We start from the raw sequence: 25587 nt of genomic DNA on the forward strand, positions 1-25587 counted from the left end.
CTGAGCATTTTAACGCGGACATCTCTACACGATCTTGCGCCGTAGTCTAAAATCAGACCTTTATGTCTGAATTATTCGTGGTGACATGGCCGTATTTACCCCCGTATCCGAAGCCGATGCAGAAACATTATTAACCCAGTTCAACTTGGGTAAGCTGGTTTCTCTTCGAGGAATTACCGCCGGAATCGAAAACACCAATTATTTTCTGAGCACCACAGGCGGGGAATATGTTCTTACCGTGTTTGAAGTACTTACCTTTGAACAGTTGCCGTTTTATATCGAACTGATGCACCATTTGGCCGAACGCCATATTCCCGTACCGGAGCCGCAAACCAGCAAGCAAGGGCGGCGTTTAACGACGCTGCACGGCAAGCCCTGCGCAATCGTAACGCGCCTGTCCGGCGGCTACGAGCCCGACCCCAGCGAGCGCCATTGCAGATTGGCCGGCCAAACATTGGCGCAAACACATTTAGCAGGTGCTTCATTTCCCATGCACCAACCCAATTTAAGGGGGCTATCGTGGTGGCAGGAAACCATTCCCAAACTGCTCACTTTTCTAACACCGGTACAAAACACGCTTATTCAAACCGTATTAAAAGAACAATCAGAATTTGCCCAAACTGAGCTTTATCAAAGCCTTCCTTATGGTCCGGCACATTGCGACTTGTTTCGCGACAACGTGCTATTCGATGGCACATATGAACAACCTCGAATGGGCGGCCTGATCGATTTTTACTTTGCCGGTTGCGACACATGGCTCTTTGATGTGGCAGTAAGCATCAATGACTGGTGCATACACCGCAATACCGGTGAATTTGATATGGGAAAAACAACGGCCTGGTTGCAGGCCTACGCCGAAATTCGACCATTCACTGAAGCGGAACAACACGCTTGGCCACTCGTTCTCCAGGCGGCTGCATTACGTTTTTGGGTGTCACGCCTATACGATTATTTTCTGCCCCGACCTGCACAGACACTCAAGCCACACGACCCACGCCATTTCGAAATCGTGCTTCAGGCCCGGCGCAACGGCAATAACCCAGAACTACCTAAAGTAACAACGTAACAATGCAAGCGGCCATACTTCCGATCACTGCCGGATGGCAATGGATTATCGACGGGTTCAATCTTTTCCGGCGCCAACCATTAGCCATGTTTTTCTGGAGCCTGATGACAGGTCTGCTCATTACGCTCACCTATCTCATACCCCTATTTGGCCAGGTTTTCCTAATTGCAGCGATGCCTTCCTTAACCTACATCACACTGAACGCATGTCGCCAAATTGAGGCAGGTCGCCCCATGCAGCCAGGCATGTGGCTCATACCCTTAAAAGACGCGCAAGCGCGTGCAGGGCTCATCCGGTTGGGGTTGGCTTACCTGGCCTGCTGCCTGGCGGCCGGCTTTATTGCCACCTTGCCCTTTCTCGATCAGATCATGGCCGCATTGAATAACGAGTCTTTCGATGAAACGGCACTGCTTTCCGCCATTCAAGGCCCATTTCTAACGTTCGGCTTGCTCTATATTCTTATCTCAGCACTATTCTGGCATGCCCCGGCGCTTATTGGCTGGCATCGCCTGAAAATGTCGCAAGCATTGTTCTTCTCCATGGTTGCATGCTGGAGAAACAAGTTTCCTTTCATGTTGTACGGCGCTACCTGGATCGGGCTGTTTTTCGTTGCTCAAACACTGGGAGATGTCTTGGCTGCCTCTGGGCTATCGGCCACGATAACTCAGTTGATTATGACACCAATTAACCTGGTGATCGCCGCCATTCTGTATTGCAGCTTCTACCCTACTTACATGAGCATTTTTGGACGCCCGGCTTATAACCAGGCCGACCAAACCGGCTCAACCCCCGACGGCAACTGAGGTAATTGGCCAAGATCAATTCGGCTTTCCTCAGGGCTGTGAAAGTCGGAGCCGCGCGATGCAAGAAAGCCATAGCGTCGCGCAATTTTGGCATATTCAATATATTGTTCGGGATAATGGCTACCCGTTACCACCTCAATAGCCTGGCCGCCCAAGTCGCGGAAAGCGTCAAACAACTCGCTGAATTGGGTTGAGGAAAACCGATAACGACCCGGATGCGCCACCACGGCCACACCGCCTGCTGCATGAATCCAGCCCAAAGCTTGTTGCAGCGATGCCCACTGCACCCCCACAAAGCCGGGCTTTCCCTCACCCAGATATGAATCGAATACTTGTTGCAACCGCTTGCAATAACCTTGGTCCAGCATGAAACGGGCAAAATGCGTACGACTCAGCAACAACGCATTGCCGGCATAGCTCAAAGCCCCTTCGTAGCAACCGGGAAAACCAAGTTTTTCAAGCTTATCGCCCATTGCCCGCGCGCGATCAGCCCGCCGCCGCCGTACCTCTTGCAAACCGTTCACCAATTGGATATTCGCCGGATCAATATTCAACCCAACAATATGAATCGTACGATTCATCCAGGTGACCGAAACTTCCACGCCGGGGATAAACTGCAGTCCCTGCTCATTGGCGGCAGCTCCTGCCGCAGTTAAACCAGACAGTTCATCGTGATCCGTCAGCGACCAGACTTGCACCCCTTGCCGAGCGGCGCGCAGCGCCAATTCGCGCGGATCCAGCACTCCGTCGGACTGGCTGGAGTGGCAATGCAAATCGGCGTTGACTTCCAAAAGATTCATTTTCAATTCGGAGGGGGAAACAAACATCATTGTAGCGAACCCTGCTGTGACCTATTGTGGGGTCACATTAGGCATTGTGTGTTGCCAGTAACGGCGTTGTAATTGACGTTCCGACTGCACCACTAAACCGCTTTGACGTGACTGCACCGTAACGGCACCGTCGCGATCCGAGCGCCACACCCGCGCCCCTTCACGCCGCCAGCGGGCCACAGTTTGTGGCGCGGGATGACCATAGCGGTTCATAAGGCCAACCTGAGTCAAAACATGACGAGCGCCACTGGCTGACACAAACGCCGGCGTAGAGGATTTCCCCGAACCATGATGGGGAGCAACCATCACATCAACGCGCGGCATACCACGATCAACCAACGCATTTTCTTCGGCCTTACCAATGTCGCCGGGCAATAAGGCGGCGTGATAGGCACCCTGAATGCGCAACACGCAAGAGGCGGCATTACGCACTTTTGAACCCGCCCGCGCCGAGACGTTGTGTTTCAGCGGCCATAAAAAGGAAAATGTCACGCCGTCCATTGTCCAACTCGTGCCGTAGCGGCAGGGTGACTGCGCCAACGGTGCATTCTCCTGCAAAAAAGGCTGCTTTAAACGGCCCGCCTCAATAGACAGATAACGACCTAAAGGAAACGACGAAAACGACTGCTCCACTTTGGTGTTCTCCAGTACCGAGCGCACTCCCCCTGCGTGATCAATATCCGAATGCGATACGATCATAATATCGAGTTTGCGCTCACCCAACGCACGCAAAAAAGGCACGATCGTTCGTATTCCCTGGTCCGACTGGGCACTATGACGCAACCCGCTATCAAACAATAATACGTGCTCCGCCGTTTGTACGACGAGGGCGCTGCCTTGACCAACATCCAACGCGTACAGTGCCCACTCCCCCGCCGCCGGGCGGGTCGGTTGCCAGGTCAGCGCCGGTAACATCAAAAGCCAGCCCATTGACCGCAATGGAAACCCATAAGGTGCAATGGCCAGCACAATGCCAAGCAAAGCAAGCACGGTCAGAGATATCGGTGCCGCTGCAACGGTGAAACTCGCCCAGGGCAACTCAGCCAACCAAACAGTTGGCTGCATCATTGCGTTAAAGGCAGTATGGGCAAACCATGAAATACCGAAACACAATCCGGCAAAAGCCGGAACCAGCACTTGCAACAAAGCAAACAAAGCCAGTAGAAGTGCCAAGGGTGTCACAATAAAACTAATAATCGGAATAGCGTAAGCATTCACCAATGGTGAGACAACCGACACCTCGTGGAAAATGAGCGCAAGCGCCGGCATCAAGCCCACCGTAATGGCCATTTGCAGACACGTTATTGAAATTGCAGCCCGGCAGACAGTTTGATAACGCGAGCCGCGCTCATTACTCAGAAATCGACCCCACCAGGCAGCGCTGGCCAACAAAATCGCAACTGCCCCGAACGACAACCAGAACCCGCTGGCCAGCAACGCCCATGGGTCGAGCAACACCACAATAACGGCTACCGCACTTAGCAAGCGGGACGCAGATAACGGAACACGCAAAAACTGGGCGGCACCAATAACCGACAGCATAAGAAAGGTTCGTCGCGCGGGGACACCCCAACCAGCCAACAAACAGTACAGCCAGGCAATCGTCAACGCCACCACCGCCGCCGCCATACGTGCCGGGATATATTCCGACAAACCGACCCCGCGCCAACGCAATCGCCGCCAAAGCCAAAACACCGCCAACCCCCCAACGGCTGCAATCATCGTGATGTGACTGCCACTAATGCTAACCAAGTGAGTAATACCGCTACGATTAAAAATAATCCAATCGTTTGCACCCACACTGGCCTGATCACCAATGGTGAGCGCCAGCAGCACCGCGCCGTAAGATTTATTTTCCACAAAGGGCAGCATCGCCTTGCGCACGTAATAACGCGCACGCTGCGCCGAAACCGCGAGCCCCGCCCAACCTTCATCCCTTAAATATCGGGGGTTACCCCGCACGCGCCCCAGGGCGCGAATGCCATCGGCAAACACATAGGCTTCATAGTCAAAACCATGCGGGTTACGTGCCCCATGAGGCGTTTTCAATATCAACGCCATTTTCCAAACCTGTCCGGGAATGATTTCCGGGAACTGAGCAACCTCGCCTTGCTCGTCGGCATAAGGTCCGGCGTAACCTTTGGCTCCCCAATTCACCATAATGCGCGACGGAACACCGGAAGGCCGGGACGACAGTACTTCAGCCTCAAACTGGCGACTTCGTGACTTGATACGCGGCAAGCCGGCAACACGCAGTTCAACACGCGACACCAGATTTTCATTCGACAACGCCAAACGGTCGTGCAAACGCGCTTCTGCGCGCCATACAACGTAAGTGAAGGTAGCGCCAAATGCCCACAGCACCAGCAATACAGTTGCACACGGGCGCGACCATGAGCATTTGCGACGCACCAACACACGAAACAAAGCCGTCAGCACACTCAGGGCGCCCAAAAAAACTCCCTGCACCGTTAATGCCGGCAACAACGACAATAGCTGGACAAGACCAGCCGCACACAGCATGGCAAGCGCAACAAAGCGACCCCGCAACGAGACTCTCCGCAAATAAACACAGGCTAGCGGTACTCATTCAAGACCGGGGAACAATAGACACTTAACCAGCACAGGCATAACTACGACTTGTTTTTGTTATGATTTCGCGGGCACAAACGGAGAACGATCTTGAAAGTTATTATTGCTGGAGCAGGAATTGGAGGTTTAACGCTGGCACTGATGTTGCACCAACGCGGCATTGAATGTGAGCTTTATGAAAGCGTGCCGGAACTCAAGCCACTAGGGGTCGGTATTAATCTTCTACCCCATGCTGCCAATGAAATGGACCAGCTCGGGCTACTGGACACCTTGGCCGGTAACGCGGTGCAAACCTCCGCCCTGCACTACTACAACAAGTTCGGACAAAGCATCTGGCAGGAGCCCCGCGGCATGGCGGCGGGTTATCCGGTGCCACAACTTTCCATTCATCGCGGTCGGTTGCAAATGCTGCTTGCCCAGGCTGTTGAAGAGCGCTTGGGTGCCGGATGCATCCACACCGGCATGACGTTTACGGAACTCACTCAAGACGACCAGGGCGTCACCGCGACCTTTATTGAGCGCCAAACGGGTGAACATCACAATGTGCGCGGCGACATTCTGGTTGGCGCCGACGGCATCCATTCGGCCGTACGTAAATTTTTCTATCCGGCTAACGACGAATTTCAGTTTTCCGGGCGTATTCTATGGCGCGCAGTGAGTTACACCCAACCCTTCCTGGATGGGCGCACCATGTTTATGGCCGGCTACCAGGATGAAAAATTCGTCGCGTATCCCATTCTCGACCCGAATACCCCTGAAGGACTCTGTGCCGTTAACTGGATTGCAGAACTGACGGTTGGCGAGCAGCCGTCCAGCACCGATTGGAACCGTAAAGTAGACCAGAGCGTTTTCCGTGGCCCCTTCCAAAGCTGGAAATGGGACTGGATCGACATCCCGGCACTCATTGACCAGGCTGCTGCAGTGTATGAATTTCCCTTGGTCGACAAGAACCCGTTGCCGCGATGGTCATTCCAACGAACAACGCTCATGGGCGACGCCGCGCATCCTTTGTACCCTATCGGCTCAAACGGTTCTGCGCAAGCCATTCTCGACGCCCGTTGCCTGGCTGATCATTTACGCAATGCACACGATCGCCCGGGCGCCAGGCTCGAGCACGTTCTGAAGGAATACGAAGCCGACCGCTTACCACCCACCACGGGCATTATCCTGCGCAATCGTCTGAATGGGCCGGAACAAGTTATGCAAATGGCGCATGAGCGGGCCCCGAACGGCTTCAATCACATTCATGATGTGGTCAGCTATGAAGAGCTTGAGGCGGTGTCGCTGCGTTACAAACGTTTGGCCGGGTTCGACCCGAAAGCACTGAAACGAAGCTAAACAATTAACACAAAGTGGCAAGCCGGGGTAACACCCGGTACGCCGCACGTGTGGTTTCAGCGGCAATATCGTTCAACGACATGTCACGCAAGCCGGCCAAAGTTTGCGCAATCCGGCATAACTGCGCGGGCTCGTTGCGTAATTGTTGAGCCGCCCCCTTTGCAACAGAGTCTTTTGTCACGTCGGCCTTTGTTCCCAGCCACGCAGGGGGAATATCGGGTGCATCAGTTTCCAGCACCAAATTTTCCAGCGGCAATTGGGTTGCCAGCCGGCGAATACGCAAGGCGCGTTCAAAGGTCATGGCGCCGCCAATTCCCAACGCAAAACCGAGGCCGATAAACTGCTGCGCCTGCTGGAGGCTGCCATTGAATGCATGCGCTGTCCCGCCAATAAGCGGGCGCCGACGCAAACCTTTGAGCAAGGCGTCTTGCGAACGGCGCACATGCAAAATAACCGGTAAATTAAACTTCACGGCAAGGTCTAGCTGTGCTTCATAAAAGCGTGTTTGTTTATCGACCATTGCCGGAACGCGAAGTTCAGGTACAAAAAAATCCAGGCCGATTTCACCCACGGCAACCAGCTTGGGGTCGTGAATGTTGGCCGTCAATGCGGCCTCAAGCCGGTTCAAATCCTCTTGTGCCGCTTGCGGGACAAATAAAGGATGAATACCCAGCGCATAAACCGCCTCGGGTACAGCGTGCGCTAACTGACGCACCTCCTCAAAATTTCCCGCCTCAACCGCCGGAATCACTATGTGCCCCACACCGGCATGCCGGGCGCGCTCAATGACTTCTGAGCGATCTTGCAGGAATTCGGTCGCATCGAGATGGCAATGGGTATCAATTAGCATGACTGTGTTTGGCTTTGTATTCAGCAACGTCTACCAAAACACCATTGTCCATATAAAGCTGCCGATGTGCCAGCGCAGCCAGTTCAATATCATGCGTCACAATTGCAAATGCCGTTCCCAATTCACGATTAATCCGCACCAGCAAATCGAACATCGCTTTGGCGGTTTGACGATCGAGGTTGCCGGTGGGCTCATCGGCCAGCACGCAAGCCGGTTGCGTGACAAGCGCACGTGCCAGCGCCACGCGCTGCCGCTCGCCCCCCGACAACTGACCGGGGAAATGGCGTTCACGCGCTTCAAGCCCCACTTGCTTGAGCATTTCATGCGCGGCCCGCCTGGCATCCGGGCGACTAAGGCGGCGTACGATTAACGGCATGGCCACGTTATCGAGCGCGGTAAACTCCGGCAGCAAATGATGGAACTGATACACAAATCCCAAGTTTCGATTACGGACCTGACTGCGCTGTGCCTCCGACAACCCGGTGCTCACCCGACCGTCGATAACGACTTGCCCTGAAGAGGGGGAATCAAGCAAGCCCAAAATATGCAATAAGGTACTTTTTCCGGACCCCGAAGCACCCACGATGGCCACAATTTCAGCGGGGTGCACTTCAATGCTAACCCCGCTCAGTACCTCAACCCGGGAACCGCCTTCTTCATAGTTTTTAACCAGGTCGCGAGCCGATAAAACGGCGGGCTGAACAGGTTTGGAAACAGTTTCAGTCATGACGCAACACCCTTGCCGGTTGCAGGCGTGAAGCCCGCCAACTGGGATACAACGTAGCCAACAACGACAAAATCAGCGAGGTAAGGGCAATAGTGACGATATCCGACATTTGCGGATTCGACGGCAACTCACTAATGAAATAGATTTGTTGGGGCAAAAACTCGATTCCCATCAGGTTTTCAATAAACGGGACGATCACGTCGATGTTATAGGCAACCAACATGCCCAGTGCAACCCCCAATACTGTGCCAACCACGCCAATCAAAGCCCCTTGAATTAAAAAGATACGCCCAATCTCCCGGGGTGTGGCGCCGAGTGTTCGCAAAATCGCAATATCCGACTGCTTGTCTTTAACCGCCATAACTAGCGACGAGAGCAGATTGAATGCGGCAACAGCCACAATCAGGGCCAAAATCAAAAACATCATGCGTTTTTCTGTTTGCACGGCGGCGAACCACGTTCGATTACTCTGTGTCCAATCGCGAGCCCCCACCCCTTGTATATCGAAGGCCAGCTCACGCGCCACAAGTGGCGCCTGCTGCATGTCATGAATTCGAAGGCGGACGCCGGCAGCGCCACTATCGCGAAACACCCGTGCCGCATCTTCAACATTCACAAACGCCAGCGAGGCGTCGTATTCGTAATAACCGGAGGAGTAAATACCGGCAACCGTAAATTGACGCATGCGGGGGCTGAAACCCGCCGGCGAAACCGACCCTTGCGCTGCCAGAACCATCACGGCATCACCCACCAAAACACCGAGTGATCGCGCCAATTGATTGCCCAACACAATTTCAAAACTACCTGGCGTTAATGCAGATAAATCACCCTCAATCATTTGCCCGTGTAAATCAGACACCGCCTGTTCCTGCGAAGGGTCGACGCCCCGCAATTGCGTGCCGACCAGCGTACTGCCGCGCGCCAACATAGCCTGTGCCGACACAAAGGGCGCCGCTCCCGAGACAGCGTCATTTTCAGCCGCTTGTGCGGCAATTGACTGCCATTGCTCAAGCGATTGCATTGGCGTAGCACCGGGGACAAATAGTTCAATATGCGGCAAAACAGACAACATGCGGTCGCGAACCTGGGTCTGGAACCCATTCATCACCGATAAAACAATAATCAGTGCCGCCACACCCAGCGCAATGCCGGCCATGGAACTGGCCGCAATAAAAGAAACAAAACGGTCGCGTCGGCCCGACCTGCCCCGCACCCGGGCAAGACCGGCATAACGCGCACCAATCCAAAACTCATAGGCCATCGTTACAACCACCTTTCAACCATTCACACTACAATACCAGACATGCAAATTGTCATTCCCGGCGCACTTCCCGCGACATCCACTGCACAATCGCTTATACCTTACCTGGCCCAGCGCACACCGAAGCTGATCCAATGGTTTGCGCGCAGCCACGCCCGCACTGAGCGGGTGAATTTACTGACTGCTGCATGCACTGCAACCGAGTACTGGGCACTATCCCACACACGCGCGTTTAAGCCGTCAGCCAACCAGAATGTGTCTAGTGGGCTGGGGCCTTTCCTTGAGCCCAACATCGAACAACCAGATACACCGGTATGGGTTGTCGAGCTGGTTCATGTCTCTCCCGCCCAAAACGGCGCTGCATTACTCACTGCAAATCAACTTGGGATTTCGCAGCAAGAGAGTGTATCTCTATTCGAATCAGCGCGTAGTGTCTTCTTGCATTATGGTTATGAGCTGCGCCCCGGTCGAGATCCCGCACGCTGGATCGTCGCCTTACCCAATGACCTGCGCCCTGTCAGCGTCAGTCCGGCATTGGTGGCATACACCAGTGTGAACGACTGGTGGCCGCAGGATACGGCAAGCCGCCCATGGCGACAGCTTGTGAATGAACTGCAAATGACCTGGTACGATCACCCGGTTAACCTGGCCCGCAACGCCCAGGGCCAGGCGGCCATCAATAGCATCTGGCTTTACGGCGGTGCCACAACAAGCCAACTGAATCCGTTGAATAACGCGCCGGCAACCCAATGGCATCACGACTTGCTGGAACCCTTTCAAGCAGAGGATTGGGGTCAATGGCTTGAGCGTCTCCAGCATCTGGAGCCAACGCTGATTGACGCTTTGGGCGGACGTGACACATTGAGAACTGAACTGGTATTAATAGGCGAAGATCGCGTGGTGACGCTTCAGCCAAGCGCTTTAATGCGCTTGCGTGCACGATTGCCCGGCCAGGCGACACATTGGAGAAATTGGTGGTCACCCCTAAACTAAAAGTCAGAACTGGCAACCAGGACGCCACCCGAAAGCTGATTGATGCGGGTGTACATCCGCTTATGGCCCGGCTTTTCGCGGCCCGCGGCGTGAACAGCGCAAGTGATATGTCACACCACTGGGGCGTCCTGGTTCCACCCTCAAAGTTAACCCATGTGGATACTGCCGCCGTTCAGTTGGCCAACGCAATTGAAGCCCAACGCAAACTGCTGGTAGTAGCTGACTACGATTGCGACGGTGCGACCGCATGTGCCGTCGCAATTCGCGCCTTGCGAAGCATGGGGGCCAACGTCGATTTCCTGGTTCCCAATCGTTTTGAAACCGGATACGGACTTTCACCCGAAGTCGTCGAGCTTGCTACACGCCATCCCAACGGCAAGCCCGACCTGATTATCACCGTAGACAACGGTATTGCCAGTGTCGATGGCGTAGATGCCGCAAAACAAGCCGATATTGAAGTTCTGGTGACTGATCACCATTTACCGGGAGACATACTCCCGGCCGCCCTTGCCATCGTTAATCCGAACCAGCCAGGCTGCGGTTTTCCCTCGAAAAACCTTGCAGGCGTAGGCGTAATTTTTTATTTGATGCTGGCCTTGCGTGCCGAACTGCGCCGGCGAAACACTTACGCCCCCGACGGCGGCCCGCGGCTGGATCAATTGGCCGACTTGGTTGCACTGGGCACCGTGGCCGATGTCGTTAAACTGGATGCCAACAACCGTTTGTTGGTAACCCAAGGGTTGATGAAAATCCGCAAAGGCTTGATGCAGCCGGGTATCCGCGCGTTATTCGCGGTCGCTGCGCGCGAACCGGCCCAAGCCAGCGCATTCGATTTAGGCTTCGCACTTGGGCCGCGTATTAATGCGGCAGGCCGTTTGGCAGACATGAGCCTGGGCATCAACTGCCTGATCAGCAACGATGAGGGAGAGGCCTTAACCCTGGCCCGCGAACTCGACCGTATGAATCAGGAGCGGCGTGGCATTGAACACGAAATGCAAGACCAGGCTCTGGATGCAATCGACCCGGGTCGGCTGGACACCACATCATCAGTGTGTGTGTATCATCCGGAATGGCATCAAGGCGTGATCGGTCTGGTCGCGTCCAGGCTGAAAGAAAAATACTGGCGCCCCACCCTTGCCTTCGCTCGCGACGACAGCGGGCAACTACGCGGCTCGGGTCGCTCCATTCCCGACGTCCATCTCAGAGACGCACTCGACCTGGTCTCCAAGCGCTGTCCGAACACCATTTTGAAGTTTGGGGGCCATGCCATGGCGGCCGGCTTGACCTTGCGCGAAACAGGCTTTGCCGAATTCCAGAAAGCATTCGACGACGCCGTACGCACCCTATCGGGCAAAACCCGGTTTGAACCCGAAATTGAAACCGATGGGTCACTCGAAACGGGGTATGCCAATGCCGAGGTCGCCGGCATGTTGCAACGTCAGGTATGGGGAGCCGGTTTTCCCGCCCCCATTTTCTCCGACTCATTCCACGTGCAACAGCAGCGTATTTTGAAAGAAAAGCATCTTAAACTAACGCTTGAACGCGGACATCAGCGCTTCGAAGCAATCTGGTTTAACCACGCAACCCCGCTGCCCGAACGTATTCACGCCGCCTATCGACTGGACCAAAACATATGGAACGGACGCGTGAGTGCGCAACTGATTATCGAGTACGCTGAAGCTGAATAAGCATTTGTTTCGCCACTTGTTCAGTTGTAAGGTGGGTCGTATCGACTTGGGCATGTGCCAGGGCGTAGAGTTTGCAGCGTGCCTCGAGCGAGGCAAGAATATTGGCCATGGCTTCATCACGCAACGCCGGCGTGGCAATACGGGCGTCGTGCTGCTTCATAACCCGCTGGAAATGCACCTCAGGCGTGGCATGCAACCAGCAAACAAAGAATGAATGCAATAGCAGTTCATAGGTAGCCGGCTCGGCCACAATGCCGCCGCCGGTAGCAATGATTACTTGCGGATAATGCGCAATAACCTGCTCAAGGCAATCTCGCTCGAGTCGCCGAAAGCCCGACTGACCATAGATCGAGAAAAATTCGCTCAAAGCCATGCCGGCACGTTCCGCCACAAGCGCATTCAACTCAACAAAAGGCATGCCCAATGCGTGGGACAACAAAGGTCCTATAGAGGATTTTCCTGCGCCGCGCAAACCGATCAAAGCAATACGATGAGGCGCGCCGGTGCAATGCGTCTTGCCCTGGCCCAAAGTTTCAACCAGATGACTGCGAATTTCACGCAAAGAGTCGGGAGTTTGACGTTTAAGTAATTCGACGATGAGCGCGTAGTCCACCCCGTATTCATCCTGATCGGACAAAAGGCTATCCATCGACACATTCAAGGCACGTGCCAGGCGCTGGAGCACCGAGATTGACACGTTGCCGTCTCCTTTCTCGACCCGTGACAAGTACGGCAACGAAATATCAGACTCTGCAGCCAACTGCTTCATGGTCATGGCGCGGGCAGCGCGTTTGCGCCTTACGCGCTGTCCCAGGCGCAAACACAAGGACTGGATCCCTTGCTCGTCGTGATCTGTAACCGTCATGACAAACCTGTGCTCAGGGGCGAATCACTTCAGGCCCGGATGGTGAGTCATAAAGCGCTTCCACCTTCATTTCACGGCGCTGCAAGACCGCCCGCTGATTGGTGTAGCCTTTGTCGGTAATCTCACCATCATCAACCGATGGGGGGGAGTCCAATAGCAAAGCCCGTTCAGCATGCGTTGAACTGGCTGGATGCGCTTTCTTTAGCCTCGCCAAACCCTGCTGCACAACCTCAACGACTTTAGGATGAGCAATGACCTCGCCAACCGATGCACCCTCATCCAATCCGGCCAATTGCCGGCAGGCAGCAAAATTGGGGAAAACAAGAAACCCAATGTCGTCCCGGTCGTGACCCGTTACCACAATATCCTGCGCAACCGGAGCCAAATACTCCAGGCCTTTCACACGTACATTACCCACGCTCACCCACGTGCCGGTTGTAAGCTTGAAGTCTTCGGATACACGACCGTCAAAAATCAACCCTGCCTCGGGACGTTGCGGGTCGGCAAACCGAACGGCATCGCCGATCTTGTAATAGCCCTCTTCGTCGAACGCCGCCTGAGTGACGTCGGGCTGCTTGAAATACCCTGGCGTAACAACCGGCCCTTTCACACGCACCTCGAGCTTATCACCGCCGGGAACCAATTTAAGTGTGACACCGGGTACCGGAAGACCAATAACGCCAGACCGGTCTGCCTGGAAGTGGCAATCCGTTGCCAAAGGTGAGGTTTCCGTGGACCCCCACGCCGTTACCATAGGCACCGCATACCCCAGCTCTGCGCGCGACATTTCGATTAAACCGTCCCACAAATGCTGAGGTAATGCTGCCCCCGCGTAGAAAATAAGCTGCAAACGGGAAAAAAACTGTTTGCGCAACGCCGTGTCGGTTTTCAACGTTGCCAGCAGCATATCGAAGGCACGCGGTACATTCATATAAAGCGTCGGTGCAATATCGCGCAAATTCGCAATACTGGTTTCGAACAAACCCGGAACCGGTTTGCCACCGTCCAGGTAGAGCGTTCCCCCATGCTTGAGCACCATGTTGAAATTATGATTGCTACCAAACGTATGATTCCAGGGTAACCAATCGAGCAATATGGGTGGCTCTTCTTTCAGGAAAGGCCATACCTGCTCTTTCGCCTGCTGGCTTGAGCAAAGCATGCGCTGCGTATTCAGCACCCCTTTTGGGTAACCGGTAGAACCCGATGTAAACAATATCTTGGCAACTGTTTCGGGCGTAACGGCAGCATAAGCCTTATTCACCAGAGCCAGGTCGGACTGCATCAGCATTTCGGAAATGCGTAAGGCGTTTAACCCTTCACAAGCGTCTTCATCGGCCACCACCAACTGGGCCTGATGCAATGACTCGATTGATTTCAAAGCGGCCTGGAAACGCGCCACCCCGCCGACATAAATAACACCCGGATTCAGCCGCTCAACAAGATTTCGAAGCTTCTCATGATCTTTCGACATCAACGAGTAGGCCGGAGAAATTGACGCATAAGGAATACCGACGTGCATGGCGGCCAGCATCAACAATGCATGATCAACACTGTTGTCGGTTAATACGCAGACAGGGCGATCAGGCGTAACGCGATTTTTCAACAACCACGTACCCAAACGTTGAACCTTGTCGAGCGTTTGCGCATACGTTAAACCCTGCCACAAGCCCGCAGGGCTGCGCTGAGCAATAAATTCGCGATCAGGTGCCGATTCAGCCCAATATTCAAGATACTCGCCCACGCAACGCGCATAGGGCGCGAGCGCAACGGGGTTATCAAACAAAATGGTACCGTCATCGCGTTCTGTAAGCGCAACAGCGGGCGCTGCAAAAATCGAACCCGTTCCCTGACTATTCATTAGTTGTCTCCAGCAAGCTTTGAATTATTTCTTTATTTATAGGGCAAAAGCCCGAACAAATACTATACGCAAATAATTATATTGAAGCAATTTATAGTTTATATGCGTTTTGAATTGAACTTATGGCATCATGTTTGGTATGACTACCGTTCCGTTATTTCCGCTCAGTCGGGCCTTGTTTCCAGGTGGCGTTTTACACCTGCGCATCTTTGAGGTGCGTTATTTAGACATGATTCAACAATGTCTCGACAACAACATAGAATTCGGTGTCGTTGCACTGACCAGCGGCAGCGAAGTTCGCCTTCCGATGACGCAAGAAACTTTTATCGAAACAGGAACACTGGCGCGCATCAACGAATCGCAAACAATTATGCCGGGCTTGATGCAAATTCAATGCTCAGGCACACACCGATTTCAATTAGAAAAATCAACGCAAAAATCAAATGGTCTTTGGGAAGCAGAAATTTCCCTATTACCAACTGAACAATCAATTAACATCACCGACGACCTTCAAGCTTGTGCCGATGCATTAGGCAAAGTCATTGCCGACCTGCAGCGCGATGGCGTGCCTGCGGAAGCAATGCCAATCAGCCCGCCGTTTATGTTAAGCGACACCGCCTGGGTTGCAAACCGATGGGCCGAACTTCTGCCACTGCCCCCCACCCAGAAAGCGCTCTTGCTGCGGGAAAACGACCCTGTTCAAAGACTCGACTTACTCAGAGAAGTTCTACTAGTGAAAGGACTGATTAAATGAAGTCCCGCTCCTACCGCCCCAAAGTCGGCCTCATCCTGGGTAGTGGCTCAGCTCGCGGATGGGCTCATATCGGCGTCATCAACGAACTAAACAAAGCAGGTATTCAACCCGATATCGTTTGTGGCACGTCAATCGGCGCGCTCGTAGGTGCTGTTTATGCCGGCGGGCATCTGGGCGAATTGGAAAAATGGGTGACCAAACTAGGGCTTAAAGACGTCGTCTCATTCATGGACCTCACCTTAACCGGTGGTGTCCTGAAAGGCGAAAGACTCATGGCGTTTTTTCGGCAGAAATTCAAAGACTGCGATATTGAAGACTTGAGTGTGCCCTTTGGTGCCGTCGCCACATCGCTTTACAGCGGATCCGAAATCTGGTTGCGCAGCGGCAGTACGCTAGGTGCGGTCAGGGCTTCCATTGCACTGCCTGCCTTATTCGCACCAGTGCGTCACAACGGCCAAATACTGGTTGACGGTGGCCTGGTTAATCCGGTACCTGTTTCACTGGCACGCGCCATGGGAGCCGATATCCTGATTGCAGTCGATCTGAACTCCGATTTGCTGGGCCGACATTTGCGCCGGGGGGAACAGCCTGAGGCCGATTCACGTTCTCCCTCACCCGACCACCCCGACAGCGAGCAAAGCACTGAATGGGTCAAACGCATTCAGAACAATCTGAATGCGCTGCTGCCAACCTGGAACGACAACGACAATGACGAACCCCAGATCCCGTCCATGCTCGATGTCGTCGCCTCAAGCATCAATATTATGCAGGAACGCATTACTCGCAGCCGCATGGTGGGCGAGCCGCCCCACATTACCATTGCGCCTCGGCTGGCGCATCTTGGCTTGCTCGATTTTCATCGCGCCGAAGAAGCCATTGAGGCGGGCGCACAAACCGCCCGGGAATGCATACCGGCAATTAAGGCATTCGACATTCGAACATCTGGTTAACGCAAGAACCAGTTCGATGCCCGTGTGAGCGGCGCCATTACCATACGGTTTACCGATGCAGGCAAATCCAGCGGCTTGGTCACCATTTTTATCGCCATCGATACCGGATAATGGCGACGCAACCCTTTGGCCAGACGACGGCACAGAATATTGAACTCTTCGCGATTCGCCCCACTGCCTTTGTGAACCTGATACACATGCCAAAGAGCGCAGTCGGCGTCGGAGGAGCGCGCTTCCAGGATGCGACGCTTCAATGCACCAAACACCTTCCAGCGCCCGGGATTCTGCGTTTCACGATATTTCCGGAAATACTGGAAAAAATGCTTGTAATGACTTACCTCGTCGGCACGAATACGCTGGGCGATACCCGCCAGCACCGGCTCGGTTGCCTGACTGGCAAGCGCCGTGTAAAAGGTGGCTGTCCCCGTTTCCACGACACAACGCGCCACCATTTCCAGACCTTGGGTAGGTTCAAGTTCATCGGCCGTGCACATGGCGGAATATTCAGCAAAAAAACCTTCGTACGCGCGTTCCCAGTCGAATTCAGGCCAAACGTGTTGCGTATAAGCTTTCAACACATAACCATGCCGCAGCTCTTCGTGCTGCCATTTGGTTTCCAGCCATTCCTGAATTTCAGGCGCGTCGGAATAATATTCGATCAGGTTACGCGTATATAGATCGGCGGCAATTTCAATGAATGATGCGCCGGCCACCATGTAAAACAAATCCTCATTGTCGCGAACAAGCTCAAGATCGACATCATGCAGCGGCACATTGTCTAATGACCAGTCTGAACTCAAGGCATCCAAAGTTCTTGCTGTCACTTCACTCATAGCTCTACTCCAACCCGATAGAAAAACATGGTTTGATATTCACTTTGCTATGGTAAACCACTACCGGCAAAAATTTCATGCCATACTTTAAACCGAAATATTTTGGGCGTATTTTTCTGTAAAAAATAGGGAATCCATCGTATGTCTTGCACCCAACTCTGTGACACACCCGAACGTTATGGTTTAGTTTCCCGCTTACTCCATTGGGGGATGGCTTTGGTATTACTTTGGCAGTTCACCTCTGTCATTATCCATACGCTGTTCGAAAAAACCGGTATCGATAAATTTTTCTGGGGAACACATAAATCGGTCGGTTCGTTACTGATGGTGCTGATTCTTTTACGTGTACTGTGGGCCCTCGCCAATCTGCGCAAACGCCCACCTGCTGTCAGCAAGTGGTCGATTACGGGACATGTTGTTTTATACATTCTAATGTTTGCCATACCCGTCATTGCACTTATTCGCCAGTATGGCTCAGGAAAAGCGTTCTCCCCCTTCGGCATCCCCCTCATGCCAGGATTCGATGAAACCGACAAAATTGAATGGATGATCGATCTGGGTAGCAATTTCCATGGTCTACTGGGCTGGACACTATTGGCAGCCGCGCTGGGGCACGCCGCTGCGGTGCTTTGGCATTATTTGCGCGGAGATCGTTACGTGCTTGAACGCATGAAATGAAAAGACCTAACTCAGCAGTCAAATAAGGGTTTTCCTTGACACATCAAAGGGTCTCACGCTACCCTATATAAATCGTTATCTATAAAGATAGTCATCAATTCAAGGGCTTGGTTATAAAAATAGCCGATCCCTATCAATCCGGGGCCCGCTTGCCCGGCCCTGCTTTTCACAGCTCGCGCTGTGCTTTTTTGTACCCCGTTAAACAACGGCCGGCCTCACAAGGGCTACCTGTTTCAGGTGGCAATGCCCGGGCATTGCTGTTCGGCCGACTATTACAAGAGGAAACTGTACTCATGGCTAAAGAAGAATTACTTGAAATGACCGGCTCGGTAACCGAAGTCCTCCCCGACTCCCGTTTTCGCGTAACGCTGGAAAACGGCCACCCAATCGTGGCATACACCGGTGGCAAAATGCGCAAGCACCACATTCGTATTCTGGCCGGCGACAAAGTCAAACTGGAAATGTCGCCCTACGATCTTAGCAAAGGCCGTATTGTATTTCGCCATATCGAAGGCCGCCCGCCCATGGCACGCAACAATCGGCGTTAAACCGATTTCGCGTTACAGGTTCGCCCTGCTTCAGATAGACAAACTAAATAATGGGTGACGGCGTCATGAAATGCTCAAGAACGCCCGATCGCTCATCGATGTCGGCCCATCTGCGGGTATCTGGAAACGTAATAACCGCGAGGCTCGCAGGTGGAAATTCATGCCTCAGTCGCACCACCGCATTTTTACTTCCCCGGCCTGTCAGCTTCAGAGCCAACCCTTGCATTCCTGGGTTATGCCCCACCAGCAGCAAAGTCTGGCGTGAATCGGGTTGCGCCCCAAGCACATCCAGCAATGCCGTTATACCGGCCTCATAAATACGGTTTTCATACAGGCATTGAACCGCCGTTGGCAGGCGCTTCTGCACTTGCGCCCAAGTTTGCCGGGTACGTTGTGCAGGCGAGATAACGGCCAGATCCGGAATAAAACCTTCCGTCGCCATAAGCCTGCCCACCTCCAACGCTTCGGTCAGGCCGCGTTCGCTTAAATTTCGCTCGATATCCCCACCGCTTTCCGCAAAGCCGGCATGCGCATGTCTTAGCAATAGCAAACGTCGAACCTGATCAGGCATTACATTACTCATTCAGAAAGACTCACCTATACTAAATCAAAAAAGCCTACGTTCGGCAAGGACACGATATTTACCGCCGCCGCCAGGCACAGCACCGGGAACAGACCCGGCCAACACCACTCTTCGGGCCTGCCAACAGACCGGTTCTCTTAAAAGGCTATGCGGCGCCACAACCTTTCGAGCCAACGTCACATGCGGCCGAAACGGTATTTTCTTATCCCACCAAATTTCGTGTTTGTCCAGAGAACTGCCTAGCATACGCCATAATTGGTCCAAGGGCTGCGGCGTGGTATTTGGCCCCACCCAACTGACTTTAATATTCGGGAAACTATTTAACTCTATTAAATCGAGCGAAAACGCTTCGGGGAGCGGCAAGTCTCTTAAAATGGCATGCAGGACGGGCTGGTTCTCTTCGGGCTGTATCCCTAAAAAAGCCAACGTAAGGTGCATATCGTTCGGATGGGTATGCCTTCCAGCCAGATTTTCTTGCAACTTTGCCAACTTCCCGGCTGTTTCGGCATCGGGCCACAATGCATAAAATAATCGGCTGGGCTGCGAAGCGGCGATAGCAGACGGCACGGGTGTCGGATCGGACAATATACTCATTGCATGAGCATACTAGAGCCCAAGGACAAGTGCATCTTTTTCACTGACAAAAAAGCCCACCACATTGCTTGCGGTGGGCTTCATGCGTTGGAGTCGAGCCCCAGCCACAACTAACCAAAAAACTCAGGCCGTCGCATTTTCGGTCGTCGTCGCCTCTTCCTCATCAGAAACTGAACTGCGAATCAGATGGTCGAACGCGCCCAATGCAGCCTTGGCGCCGTCCCCTGCCGCAATCACAATTTGCTTGTAAGGAACGGTCGTAACATCGCCCGCCGCAAACACTCCCGGCACTGAGGTTTGCCCTTTCGCGTCAATCTCAATCTCGCCAAACTTACTCAAGGATAGACTGCCCTTAAGCCACTCGGTATTAGGAACCAAGCCAATCTGAATGAAGACCCCTTCCAGATCAACCTTTTTGGATTCTCCGGACTGTCGATCTTTATATGTCAGACCGTTCACCTTCTTACCGTCACCAAGAATTTCGGTGGTTTGGGCGGAAACGATAACATCAACGTTCGACAGGCTGCGCAGTTTACGCTGCAATACCGCATCAGCCTTAAGCTCATCGGCAAACTCAATCAACGTAACGTGGCGAACCACACCTGCCAAGTCGATAGCCGCCTCAACACCTGAGTTACCGCCGCCAATAACCGCAACGTCTTTGCCTTTGAACAAGGGGCCATCGCAGTGCGGGCAGTAAGCTACACCGGCATTACGGTATTCGTCTTCCCCTGGAACGTTAATGTTGCGCCAACGAGCACCCGTTGCAAGAATGACCGATTTACCTTTCAACGAAGCACCATTAGCCAGCCTCACTTCAATCATTTTGCCGGGAATCAACTTTTCGGCCCGTTGCACATTCATGATGTCGACGTCGTAGGTTTTAACGTGCTCTTCAAGCGCTGCCGCAAACTTCGGCCCGTCGGTTTCCTTAACGGAAATAAAGTTTTCAATGGCATTGGTATCAAGTACCTGGCCGCCGAAACGCTCGGCCACAACACCCGTACGGATACCTTTACGCGCCGCATAAACCGCCGCAGCCGCGCCGGCAGGCCCACCGCCCACAATCAACACATCGTAAGGCTCACGAGCACTCAGTTCTTCGGCTTTACGTGAGCTGGCACCCGTATCCAGCTGAGCCAGAATTTCCTCAACGCTGGAGCGCCCCTGGCCGAACTTCTCGCCATTCAGAAACATGGTGGGAACCGACATGATTTGTCGGGCGTCCACTTCATCCTGATACAAGGCGCCGTCGATGGCCACGTGCTTGATACGTGGATTAATAATCGACATTGCATTCAATGCCTGAACCACATCGGGGCAGTTCTGGCAAGACAGCGAGAAATACGTTTCAAATTCGTAGTCACCATCAAGATTACGAATCTGCTCAATCACCGCTTCGTCAAGCTTGATGGGATGCCCCCCAACCTGCAATAACGCCAGGACAAGAGACGTAAATTCGTGCCCCATGGGAATACCGGCAAAGGTAATGCCAATATCGGTACCTGCACGGCGGATTTCAAACGAAGGTTTGCGCTGTGAGTCGCCGCTTTCAACCAATGTCACCTTGTCAGACATGGATTCAATTTCCTGCAGCAGTTCGCGCAGCTCAGTCGACTTCGCGCCACCGTCTAAATGAGCCACCAGCTCAACGGGCTCGGAAATACGTTCCATATAAGACTGCAACTGGTCTTTTACATTGGCTTCTAACATAACGTTCACCTTCTTCTGTGTTTTGTCTATTCAAAAAAGTCGCGGCGCGGTTTTTGGCCGTACCGCGACCGGTTCGAAAGCGTGGCCCGTTTTGGCAGGCCACACCGTCCTTCTTAAAGCAGAACCGAATGCCTTGCTTAGATCTTGCCAACCAAATCGAGGGAAGGCTTCAGTGTTTCAGCACCTTCTTCCCACTTGGCAGGGCAAACTTCACCAGGGTGAGCGGCAATGTACTGTGCAGCACGTACTTTACGCAGCAACTCGTCGGCTTTACGACCGATACCGTTGTCGTGCACTTCCATGGCCTTGATTTCACCTTCAGGGTTCACAACAAATGTGCCACGAAGCGCCAGGCCTTCTTCTTCGATCAGTACTTCGAAGTTGCGGGCCAGCACCTGGGTGGGGTCACCCAACATGGGGTACTGCACTTTTTTAATAGCAGCAGATGTGTCGTGCCATGCTTTGTGCGAGAAATGTGTATCGCAAGAAACGGCGTACACCTCAGTATCCAGTTTCTGGAACTCAGGATACAGGTCGGCCAAGTCTTCCAGCTCGGTGGGGCAAACGAACGTGAAGTCTGCGGGATAGAAAACGAACACAGACCACTTGCCTTTCACGGACTCATCGGTTACTTCGGAAAATTTGCCGTTTTGAAAAGCCTGTACTTTGAAAGGTTTGATTTTGGTATTGATAAGAGACATGTCTTAATTCCTCTGTGTTGTGGTTAAAAGTAGGGGTTAAAACTGAATACAAGGTCAGTATAGGCAAGCCCTATGCATTTGTAAAATTGATTGATTTAATAACCTTGGTTGTTTTTTTCTATCAATAAAACAAACTAATCCAAAGAACATGCCTTAACTGCTTAAGTGGGGACATTAGTGCGTGTTTACAAGTACGTTAAAATGCCAAGTTATCGTAAAACATGCTGATTTCAGGAATATTTATGGAAGTGGAACAACAGAACCAGCTTTTGGCCCGCATAGACGACTATGCGCAGCGGCAACATGCGCTACGGGGGTATCTTTGACTTCGCTGGCAAATCCGAACGCCTGCAAGTTGTAAACGCCGAGCTTGAAAGCCCCGACGTTTGGAACGACCCCAAACATGCCCAGGATCTGGGTCGCGAAAAGAAAGGCCTGGAAATCGTCGTTCAAACATTATCTGATCTGGAAACCGGTCTGAACGAAGCCAAAGAACTTTTTGAATTGGCCAGTGCCGACGACGACACTGAAACCCTGCAGGCGATCGAAGCCGATTGCAATGCCTTGGGCGAGCGTCTGGAAGAGCTTGAGTTCCGGCGCATGTTTAACAACCCGGCAGATCCGCTGAACTGTTTCATTGACATTCAGGCTGGTGCCGGCGGAACCGAGGCGCAAGACTGGGCCTCCATGCTGCTGCGCCAATACTTGCGTTATTGTGAACGCAAAGAATTCAAAACCGAAGTCCTGGAAGAGTCGCCTGGCGAAGTCGCCGGTATCAAGTCAGCCACCATCAAGGTGGAGGGCGACTACGCCTTCGGCTTTCTGCGCACGGAATCGGGCGTGCACAGGCTTGTGCGTAAAAGCCCGTTCGACTCGTCCAACGGGCGCCATACTTCTTTCGCCAGCGTCTTTGTCTATCCAGAGGTCGACGACTCGATTGAAATCGACGTTAATCCGGCCGACCTGCGTGTTGACACCTACCGCGCCAGCGGCGCCGGCGGTCAACACATTAACAAGACTGACTCGGCCGTTCGCCTTACCCACATACCCACCGGTATTGTGGTGCAGTGCCAGAATGACCGCTCACAGCATCGCAACCGGGCGGAAGCCATGCAAATGCTGAAATCGCGGCTGTATGAACTGGAAATGCGCCAACGCATGGCGGAACAGCAAAAAATGGAAGACGCCAAAACCGATGTGGGCTGGGGTCACCAAATTCGTTCCTACGTACTGGACCAAAGCCGCATTAAAGATTTGCGCACCAGCGTTGAAATTTCGAACACACAAAAAGTGCTCGACGGCGACCTGGATCCTTTTATTCAAGCCAGCTTGAAGCAAGGGGTTTAGCACCTGTTTCGCCAACGAAGCCCGGCAGCGGCCATAGCCGCTGTCTCCCACTACCTAATATCGCCCTGCTGTTTACATACCTAATCTTTCCACGAAAGTTATGACCCATTCCTCCGATCCTGCTGCGCCTGTTGCCGAAGAAAACCACCTTATTGCAGAACGTCGCCACAAACTGGCGCGGCTGCGTGAAGACGGCGTGGCCTTTCCAAATGACTTCGTACCCGACAATAAAGCCGCAGACCTGCACGCCGCTTATCACGAGCATGACAAACCTGCTCTGGAAGCGCTCGCGCAGCCCGCTAAGGTGGCGGGCCGTATTATGCTTAAACGGGTCATGGGCAAAGCCAGCTTCGCCACATTGCAAGACGGTAGCGGCCGGATCCAGATCTATCTGGACAAAAACGGCGTGGGCGACGAGGCCTATGAGTCGTTCAAAACCTGGGATATCGGTGACATCATCGGCGTGGAAGGCACCCTTTTCAAAACCAACAAAGGTGAGTTATCGGTTCGCGCCGCCGGCATTCGCATGCTGGCCAAATCACTGCGCCCCTTACCCGACAAATTCCACGGCGTAACCGATCAGGAGCTGCGTTATCGTCAGCGTTATGTCGACCTGATCATGAACGAACAAACGCGCCACACGTTTATGGCGCGTAGCAAAGCGATTGGCCGCATTCGTCAGTACATGCTCGACGCCGGTTTCATGGAAGTGGAAACGCCGATGCTGCACCCCATTCCCGGCGGTGCAACGGCCAAACCTTTCGTGACACACCATAATGCGCTCGACATGGAAATGTATTTGCGCATTGCCCCCGAGCTTTATCTGAAGCGCTTAATTGTGGGGGGCTTTGAGCGCGTATTTGAGCTGAACCGGAATTTCCGTAACGAAGGGGTGAGTCCGCGTCATAACCCTGAGTTCACCATGATGGAATTCTATGCAGCCTATACCAATTACCACTGGTTAATGGACTTCACTGAATCGCTGATTCGCCAGGCGGCTATTGCTGCAACGGGTAGCGCCACGTTTACTTATCAAGATCAGGAGCTTGATCTGGCCGCGCCTTTCGATCGTCTCACGATCATTCAGGCCATACAAAAGTATTGCCCTCAATACACCCAGGTACAGCTTGAAGATATCAACTTCCTGCGGACCGAGCTTAAAAAGTTGCGTGTTGACGTTGACGCCCCACCACTGAAGCAAGCGGGCATCGGCGCCTTGCAATTGGCTTTATTCGAAGAAACGGCCGAGGCGCAGCTTTGGAATCCAACTTTTATTGTGGACTATCCTGTTGAGGTGTCACCGCTGGCACGCGCCTCAGATAATCACCCCGGGATTACTGAACGCTTCGAACTGTTCATTACAGGTCGCGAAATGGCTAATGGCTTTTCAGAGTTGAATGACCCTGAAGATCAGGCCGCCCGTTTCCAGGCGCAAGTTGAGGCCAAAGACGCCGGCGATGAGGAAGCAATGTATTACGACGCCGACTACATTCGCGCGCTGGAGTACGGCATGCCCCCCACGGGCGGTTGCGGTATCGGTATTGACCGTTTGATGATGTTGCTTACCGACAGCCACAGTATTCGCGACGTGCTTTTATTTCCGCATTTACGACGCGAAGATTAAGTAATCAACTTGCCATTAAGCAGCACGCAAAGCGCTGCTTAATGGTTTTCCTTGGCATGATTAATTGAATACTTGGGGATTTCAACCGTTAAGTCTTCGTCGGCAATTTTCGCCTGGCAAGAAAGCCGTGACGTGGGCGTTAATCCCCACGCGCGGTCTAAATAATCTTCCTCGTTATCCGTCGCCTCGTCCAGGGAATCAAACCCCTCACGCACAATTACGTGACACGTAGTACAGGCGCACGACAATTCGCAGGCATGTTCAATTTCGACATGATTATCGAGTAGCACCCGACAAATAGATTCCCCCGAGGGCGCGTTCTCTATAACCGCGCCTTCCGGACAAACTTCGGGGTGAGGCAAAACTGTAATTTTCGGCATAATACTTCTAA

Annotated in this window: 24 protein-coding genes; 11 read left to right on the forward strand and 13 right to left on the reverse strand. The window is 53.2% G+C overall.

Features of this window, described 5'->3' with window-relative positions; all coding sequences use genetic code 11:
* Positions 1-85: 85 nt before the first annotated feature.
* Positions 86-1066, forward strand: coding sequence for a homoserine kinase (locus tag CJO09_RS00120; RefSeq protein ID WP_119440575.1), 981 nt, complete (start codon positions 86-88; stop codon positions 1064-1066).
* Between the two features lie 2 nt (positions 1067-1068).
* Positions 1069-1869: a BPSS1780 family membrane protein gene (locus CJO09_RS00125; protein WP_119440576.1), complete on the forward strand. Its 801-nt coding sequence runs from the start codon at positions 1069-1071 to the stop codon at positions 1867-1869.
* On the opposite strand, the gene CJO09_RS00130 is transcribed toward CJO09_RS00125, so the two are convergent.
* On the reverse strand, positions 1824-2696 hold the full coding sequence (locus tag CJO09_RS00130; RefSeq protein WP_245961221.1) for a 3',5'-nucleoside bisphosphate phosphatase: 873 nt from the start codon (positions 2694-2696) through the stop codon (positions 1824-1826). The genes CJO09_RS00125 and CJO09_RS00130 overlap by 46 nt on opposite strands.
* A 24-nt stretch (positions 2697-2720) precedes the next feature.
* On the reverse strand, positions 2721-5249 hold the full coding sequence (locus CJO09_RS00135) for a DNA internalization-related competence protein ComEC/Rec2 (RefSeq protein WP_119440577.1): 2529 nt from the start codon (positions 5247-5249) through the stop codon (positions 2721-2723).
* 132 nt (positions 5250-5381) lie between these two features.
* Between CJO09_RS00135 and CJO09_RS00140 the strand changes: the two genes are divergently transcribed.
* Positions 5382-6629 (forward strand): flavin-dependent oxidoreductase, encoded by a 1248-nt coding sequence (locus CJO09_RS00140; RefSeq protein WP_119440578.1) that lies wholly within the window; start codon positions 5382-5384, stop codon positions 6627-6629.
* A gap of 4 nt (positions 6630-6633) precedes the next feature.
* Here the strand turns inward: CJO09_RS00140 and CJO09_RS00145 are convergent, their stop codons facing one another.
* From CJO09_RS00145 to CJO09_RS00155, 3 genes are read right to left on the reverse strand one after another with little or no spacing between them, the layout of a single operon-like run.
* Positions 6634-7479: a TatD family hydrolase gene (locus CJO09_RS00145; RefSeq protein ID WP_119440579.1), complete on the reverse strand. Its 846-nt coding sequence runs from the start codon at positions 7477-7479 to the stop codon at positions 6634-6636.
* The gene (locus tag CJO09_RS00150) at positions 7469-8206 is read right to left on the reverse strand and encodes an ABC transporter ATP-binding protein (protein WP_114420701.1); all 738 of its coding nucleotides are present in this window, start codon (positions 8204-8206) and stop codon (positions 7469-7471) included. Before CJO09_RS00150 ends, CJO09_RS00145 begins: the two co-directional genes overlap by 11 nt.
* Positions 8199-9467, reverse strand: a complete 1269-nt coding sequence (locus tag CJO09_RS00155; RefSeq protein WP_119440580.1) for a lipoprotein-releasing ABC transporter permease subunit — start codon at positions 9465-9467, stop codon at positions 8199-8201. The genes CJO09_RS00150 and CJO09_RS00155 overlap by 8 nt, the downstream gene beginning before the upstream one ends.
* A gap of 42 nt (positions 9468-9509) precedes the next feature.
* Between CJO09_RS00155 and CJO09_RS00160 the strand changes: the two genes are divergently transcribed.
* Both CJO09_RS00160 and recJ read left to right on the forward strand, forming a co-directional pair.
* Positions 9510-10460, forward strand: a complete 951-nt coding sequence (locus CJO09_RS00160) for a hypothetical protein (RefSeq protein WP_119440581.1) — start codon at positions 9510-9512, stop codon at positions 10458-10460.
* The gene (recJ, locus tag CJO09_RS00165) at positions 10442-12148 is read left to right on the forward strand and encodes a single-stranded-DNA-specific exonuclease RecJ (protein WP_119441317.1); all 1707 of its coding nucleotides are present in this window, start codon (positions 10442-10444) and stop codon (positions 12146-12148) included. The genes CJO09_RS00160 and recJ overlap by 19 nt, the downstream gene beginning before the upstream one ends.
* On the opposite strand, the gene CJO09_RS00170 is transcribed toward recJ, so the two are convergent.
* A complete protein-coding gene (locus CJO09_RS00170; RefSeq protein ID WP_119440582.1) occupies positions 12123-13013 on the reverse strand; it encodes a helix-turn-helix transcriptional regulator in 891 nt (296 codons plus the stop codon). The genes recJ and CJO09_RS00170 overlap by 26 nt on opposite strands.
* Positions 13014-13026: 13 nt before the next feature.
* Entirely contained in the window at positions 13027-14871 is a 1845-nt protein-coding gene (locus CJO09_RS00175) for a feruloyl-CoA synthase (RefSeq protein ID WP_119440583.1), read from the reverse strand.
* A gap of 139 nt (positions 14872-15010) precedes the next feature.
* On the opposite strand from CJO09_RS00175, the gene CJO09_RS00180 reads away from it, so the two are divergent.
* On the forward strand, positions 15011-15625 hold the full coding sequence (locus CJO09_RS00180; protein WP_119441318.1) for an LON peptidase substrate-binding domain-containing protein: 615 nt from the start codon (positions 15011-15013) through the stop codon (positions 15623-15625).
* Positions 15622-16575, forward strand: a complete 954-nt coding sequence (gene rssA, locus CJO09_RS00185; RefSeq protein WP_119440584.1) for a patatin-like phospholipase RssA — start codon at positions 15622-15624, stop codon at positions 16573-16575. The genes CJO09_RS00180 and rssA overlap by 4 nt, the downstream gene beginning before the upstream one ends.
* Here the strand turns inward: rssA and CJO09_RS00190 are convergent.
* Positions 16572-17408 carry a ferritin-like domain-containing protein gene (locus CJO09_RS00190; protein WP_119440585.1) on the reverse strand — a complete coding sequence of 279 codons (837 nt, stop codon included), beginning with the start codon at positions 17406-17408 and terminating at the stop codon, positions 16572-16574. The genes rssA and CJO09_RS00190 overlap by 4 nt on opposite strands.
* A gap of 141 nt (positions 17409-17549) precedes the next feature.
* Between CJO09_RS00190 and CJO09_RS00195 the strand changes: the two genes are divergently transcribed.
* Together CJO09_RS00195 and infA are read left to right on the forward strand one after the other, a co-directional pair.
* The gene (locus tag CJO09_RS00195) at positions 17550-18086 is read left to right on the forward strand and encodes a cytochrome b (protein ID WP_119440586.1); all 537 of its coding nucleotides are present in this window, start codon (positions 17550-17552) and stop codon (positions 18084-18086) included.
* A gap of 293 nt (positions 18087-18379) precedes the next feature.
* Positions 18380-18634 (forward strand): translation initiation factor IF-1, encoded by a 255-nt coding sequence (gene infA, locus CJO09_RS00200; RefSeq protein ID WP_114420693.1) that lies wholly within the window; start codon positions 18380-18382, stop codon positions 18632-18634.
* 43 nt (positions 18635-18677) lie between these two features.
* Here the strand turns inward: infA and CJO09_RS00205 are convergent, their stop codons facing one another.
* The 4 genes from CJO09_RS00205 to ahpC all read right to left on the reverse strand — a co-directional run bounded on the left by CJO09_RS00205 (position 18678) and on the right by ahpC (position 22225).
* Positions 18678-19217, reverse strand: coding sequence for a SixA phosphatase family protein (locus CJO09_RS00205; RefSeq protein ID WP_119440587.1), 540 nt, complete (start codon positions 19215-19217; stop codon positions 18678-18680).
* 24 nt (positions 19218-19241) lie between these two features.
* The gene (gene thpR, locus CJO09_RS00210) at positions 19242-19811 is read right to left on the reverse strand and encodes an RNA 2',3'-cyclic phosphodiesterase (RefSeq protein WP_119440588.1); all 570 of its coding nucleotides are present in this window, start codon (positions 19809-19811) and stop codon (positions 19242-19244) included.
* A gap of 123 nt (positions 19812-19934) precedes the next feature.
* A complete protein-coding gene (ahpF, locus tag CJO09_RS00215; RefSeq protein WP_119440589.1) occupies positions 19935-21524 on the reverse strand; it encodes an alkyl hydroperoxide reductase subunit F in 1590 nt (529 codons plus the stop codon).
* A 137-nt stretch (positions 21525-21661) separates the two neighbouring features.
* On the reverse strand, positions 21662-22225 hold the full coding sequence (gene ahpC, locus CJO09_RS00220) for an alkyl hydroperoxide reductase subunit C (protein ID WP_119440590.1): 564 nt from the start codon (positions 22223-22225) through the stop codon (positions 21662-21664).
* A 242-nt stretch (positions 22226-22467) separates the two neighbouring features.
* On the opposite strand from ahpC, the gene prfB reads away from it, so the two are divergent.
* A protein-coding gene (gene prfB, locus CJO09_RS00225; RefSeq protein ID WP_119440591.1) for a peptide chain release factor 2 occupies positions 22468-23572 on the forward strand; the annotation gives its coding sequence in 2 pieces (ribosomal slippage) (positions 22468-22548 and positions 22550-23572; 1104 coding nt in all).
* A gap of 100 nt (positions 23573-23672) precedes the next feature.
* Positions 23673-25196 (forward strand): lysine--tRNA ligase, encoded by a 1524-nt coding sequence (gene lysS / locus CJO09_RS00230; protein ID WP_119440592.1) that lies wholly within the window; start codon positions 23673-23675, stop codon positions 25194-25196.
* Between the two features lie 38 nt (positions 25197-25234).
* On the opposite strand, the gene fdx is transcribed toward lysS, so the two are convergent.
* Complete coding sequence (gene fdx, locus CJO09_RS00235) at positions 25235-25576, reverse strand: ISC system 2Fe-2S type ferredoxin (RefSeq protein WP_114420686.1); 342 nt, start codon at positions 25574-25576, stop codon at positions 25235-25237.
* Positions 25577-25587 lie beyond the last annotated feature (11 nt).

Source organism: Neopusillimonas maritima, from assembly GCF_003576595.1.
Lineage (GTDB): Bacteria > Pseudomonadota > Gammaproteobacteria > Burkholderiales > Burkholderiaceae_B > Neopusillimonas > Neopusillimonas maritima.

What these genes read in the sequence shown, in the direction of transcription:
- CJO09_RS00120 (WP_119440575.1), top strand. Translation starts at nt 86, where the DNA reads ATGGCCGTATTTACCCCCGTATCCGAAGCCGATGCAGAAACATTATTA.
- CJO09_RS00125 (WP_119440576.1), top strand. Translation starts at nt 1,069, where the DNA reads ATGCAAGCGGCCATACTTCCGATCACTGCCGGATGGCAATGGATTATC.
- CJO09_RS00130 (WP_245961221.1), bottom strand. Translation starts at nt 2,696, where the DNA reads ATGTTTGTTTCCCCCTCCGAATTGAAAATGAATCTTTTGGAAGTCAAC.
- CJO09_RS00145 (WP_119440579.1), bottom strand. Translation starts at nt 7,479, where the DNA reads ATGCTAATTGATACCCATTGCCATCTCGATGCGACCGAATTCCTGCAA.
- CJO09_RS00150 (WP_114420701.1), bottom strand. Translation starts at nt 8,206, where the DNA reads ATGACTGAAACTGTTTCCAAACCTGTTCAGCCCGCCGTTTTATCGGCT.
- CJO09_RS00155 (WP_119440580.1), bottom strand. Translation starts at nt 9,467, where the DNA reads ATGGCCTATGAGTTTTGGATTGGTGCGCGTTATGCCGGTCTTGCCCGG.
- CJO09_RS00160 (WP_119440581.1), top strand. Translation starts at nt 9,510, where the DNA reads ATGCAAATTGTCATTCCCGGCGCACTTCCCGCGACATCCACTGCACAA.
- CJO09_RS00170 (WP_119440582.1), bottom strand. Translation starts at nt 13,013, where the DNA reads ATGACGGTTACAGATCACGACGAGCAAGGGATCCAGTCCTTGTGTTTG.
- CJO09_RS00175 (WP_119440583.1), bottom strand. Translation starts at nt 14,871, where the DNA reads ATGAATAGTCAGGGAACGGGTTCGATTTTTGCAGCGCCCGCTGTTGCG.
- CJO09_RS00180 (WP_119441318.1), top strand. Translation starts at nt 15,011, where the DNA reads ATGACTACCGTTCCGTTATTTCCGCTCAGTCGGGCCTTGTTTCCAGGT.
- rssA (WP_119440584.1), top strand. Translation starts at nt 15,622, where the DNA reads ATGAAGTCCCGCTCCTACCGCCCCAAAGTCGGCCTCATCCTGGGTAGT.
- CJO09_RS00190 (WP_119440585.1), bottom strand. Translation starts at nt 17,408, where the DNA reads ATGAGTGAAGTGACAGCAAGAACTTTGGATGCCTTGAGTTCAGACTGG.
- CJO09_RS00195 (WP_119440586.1), top strand. Translation starts at nt 17,550, where the DNA reads ATGTCTTGCACCCAACTCTGTGACACACCCGAACGTTATGGTTTAGTT.
- infA (WP_114420693.1), top strand. Translation starts at nt 18,380, where the DNA reads ATGGCTAAAGAAGAATTACTTGAAATGACCGGCTCGGTAACCGAAGTC.
- CJO09_RS00205 (WP_119440587.1), bottom strand. Translation starts at nt 19,217, where the DNA reads ATGAGTAATGTAATGCCTGATCAGGTTCGACGTTTGCTATTGCTAAGA.
- thpR (WP_119440588.1), bottom strand. Translation starts at nt 19,811, where the DNA reads ATGAGTATATTGTCCGATCCGACACCCGTGCCGTCTGCTATCGCCGCT.
- ahpF (WP_119440589.1), bottom strand. Translation starts at nt 21,524, where the DNA reads ATGTTAGAAGCCAATGTAAAAGACCAGTTGCAGTCTTATATGGAACGT.
- ahpC (WP_119440590.1), bottom strand. Translation starts at nt 22,225, where the DNA reads ATGTCTCTTATCAATACCAAAATCAAACCTTTCAAAGTACAGGCTTTT.
- lysS (WP_119440592.1), top strand. Translation starts at nt 23,673, where the DNA reads ATGACCCATTCCTCCGATCCTGCTGCGCCTGTTGCCGAAGAAAACCAC.
- fdx (WP_114420686.1), bottom strand. Translation starts at nt 25,576, where the DNA reads ATGCCGAAAATTACAGTTTTGCCTCACCCCGAAGTTTGTCCGGAAGGC.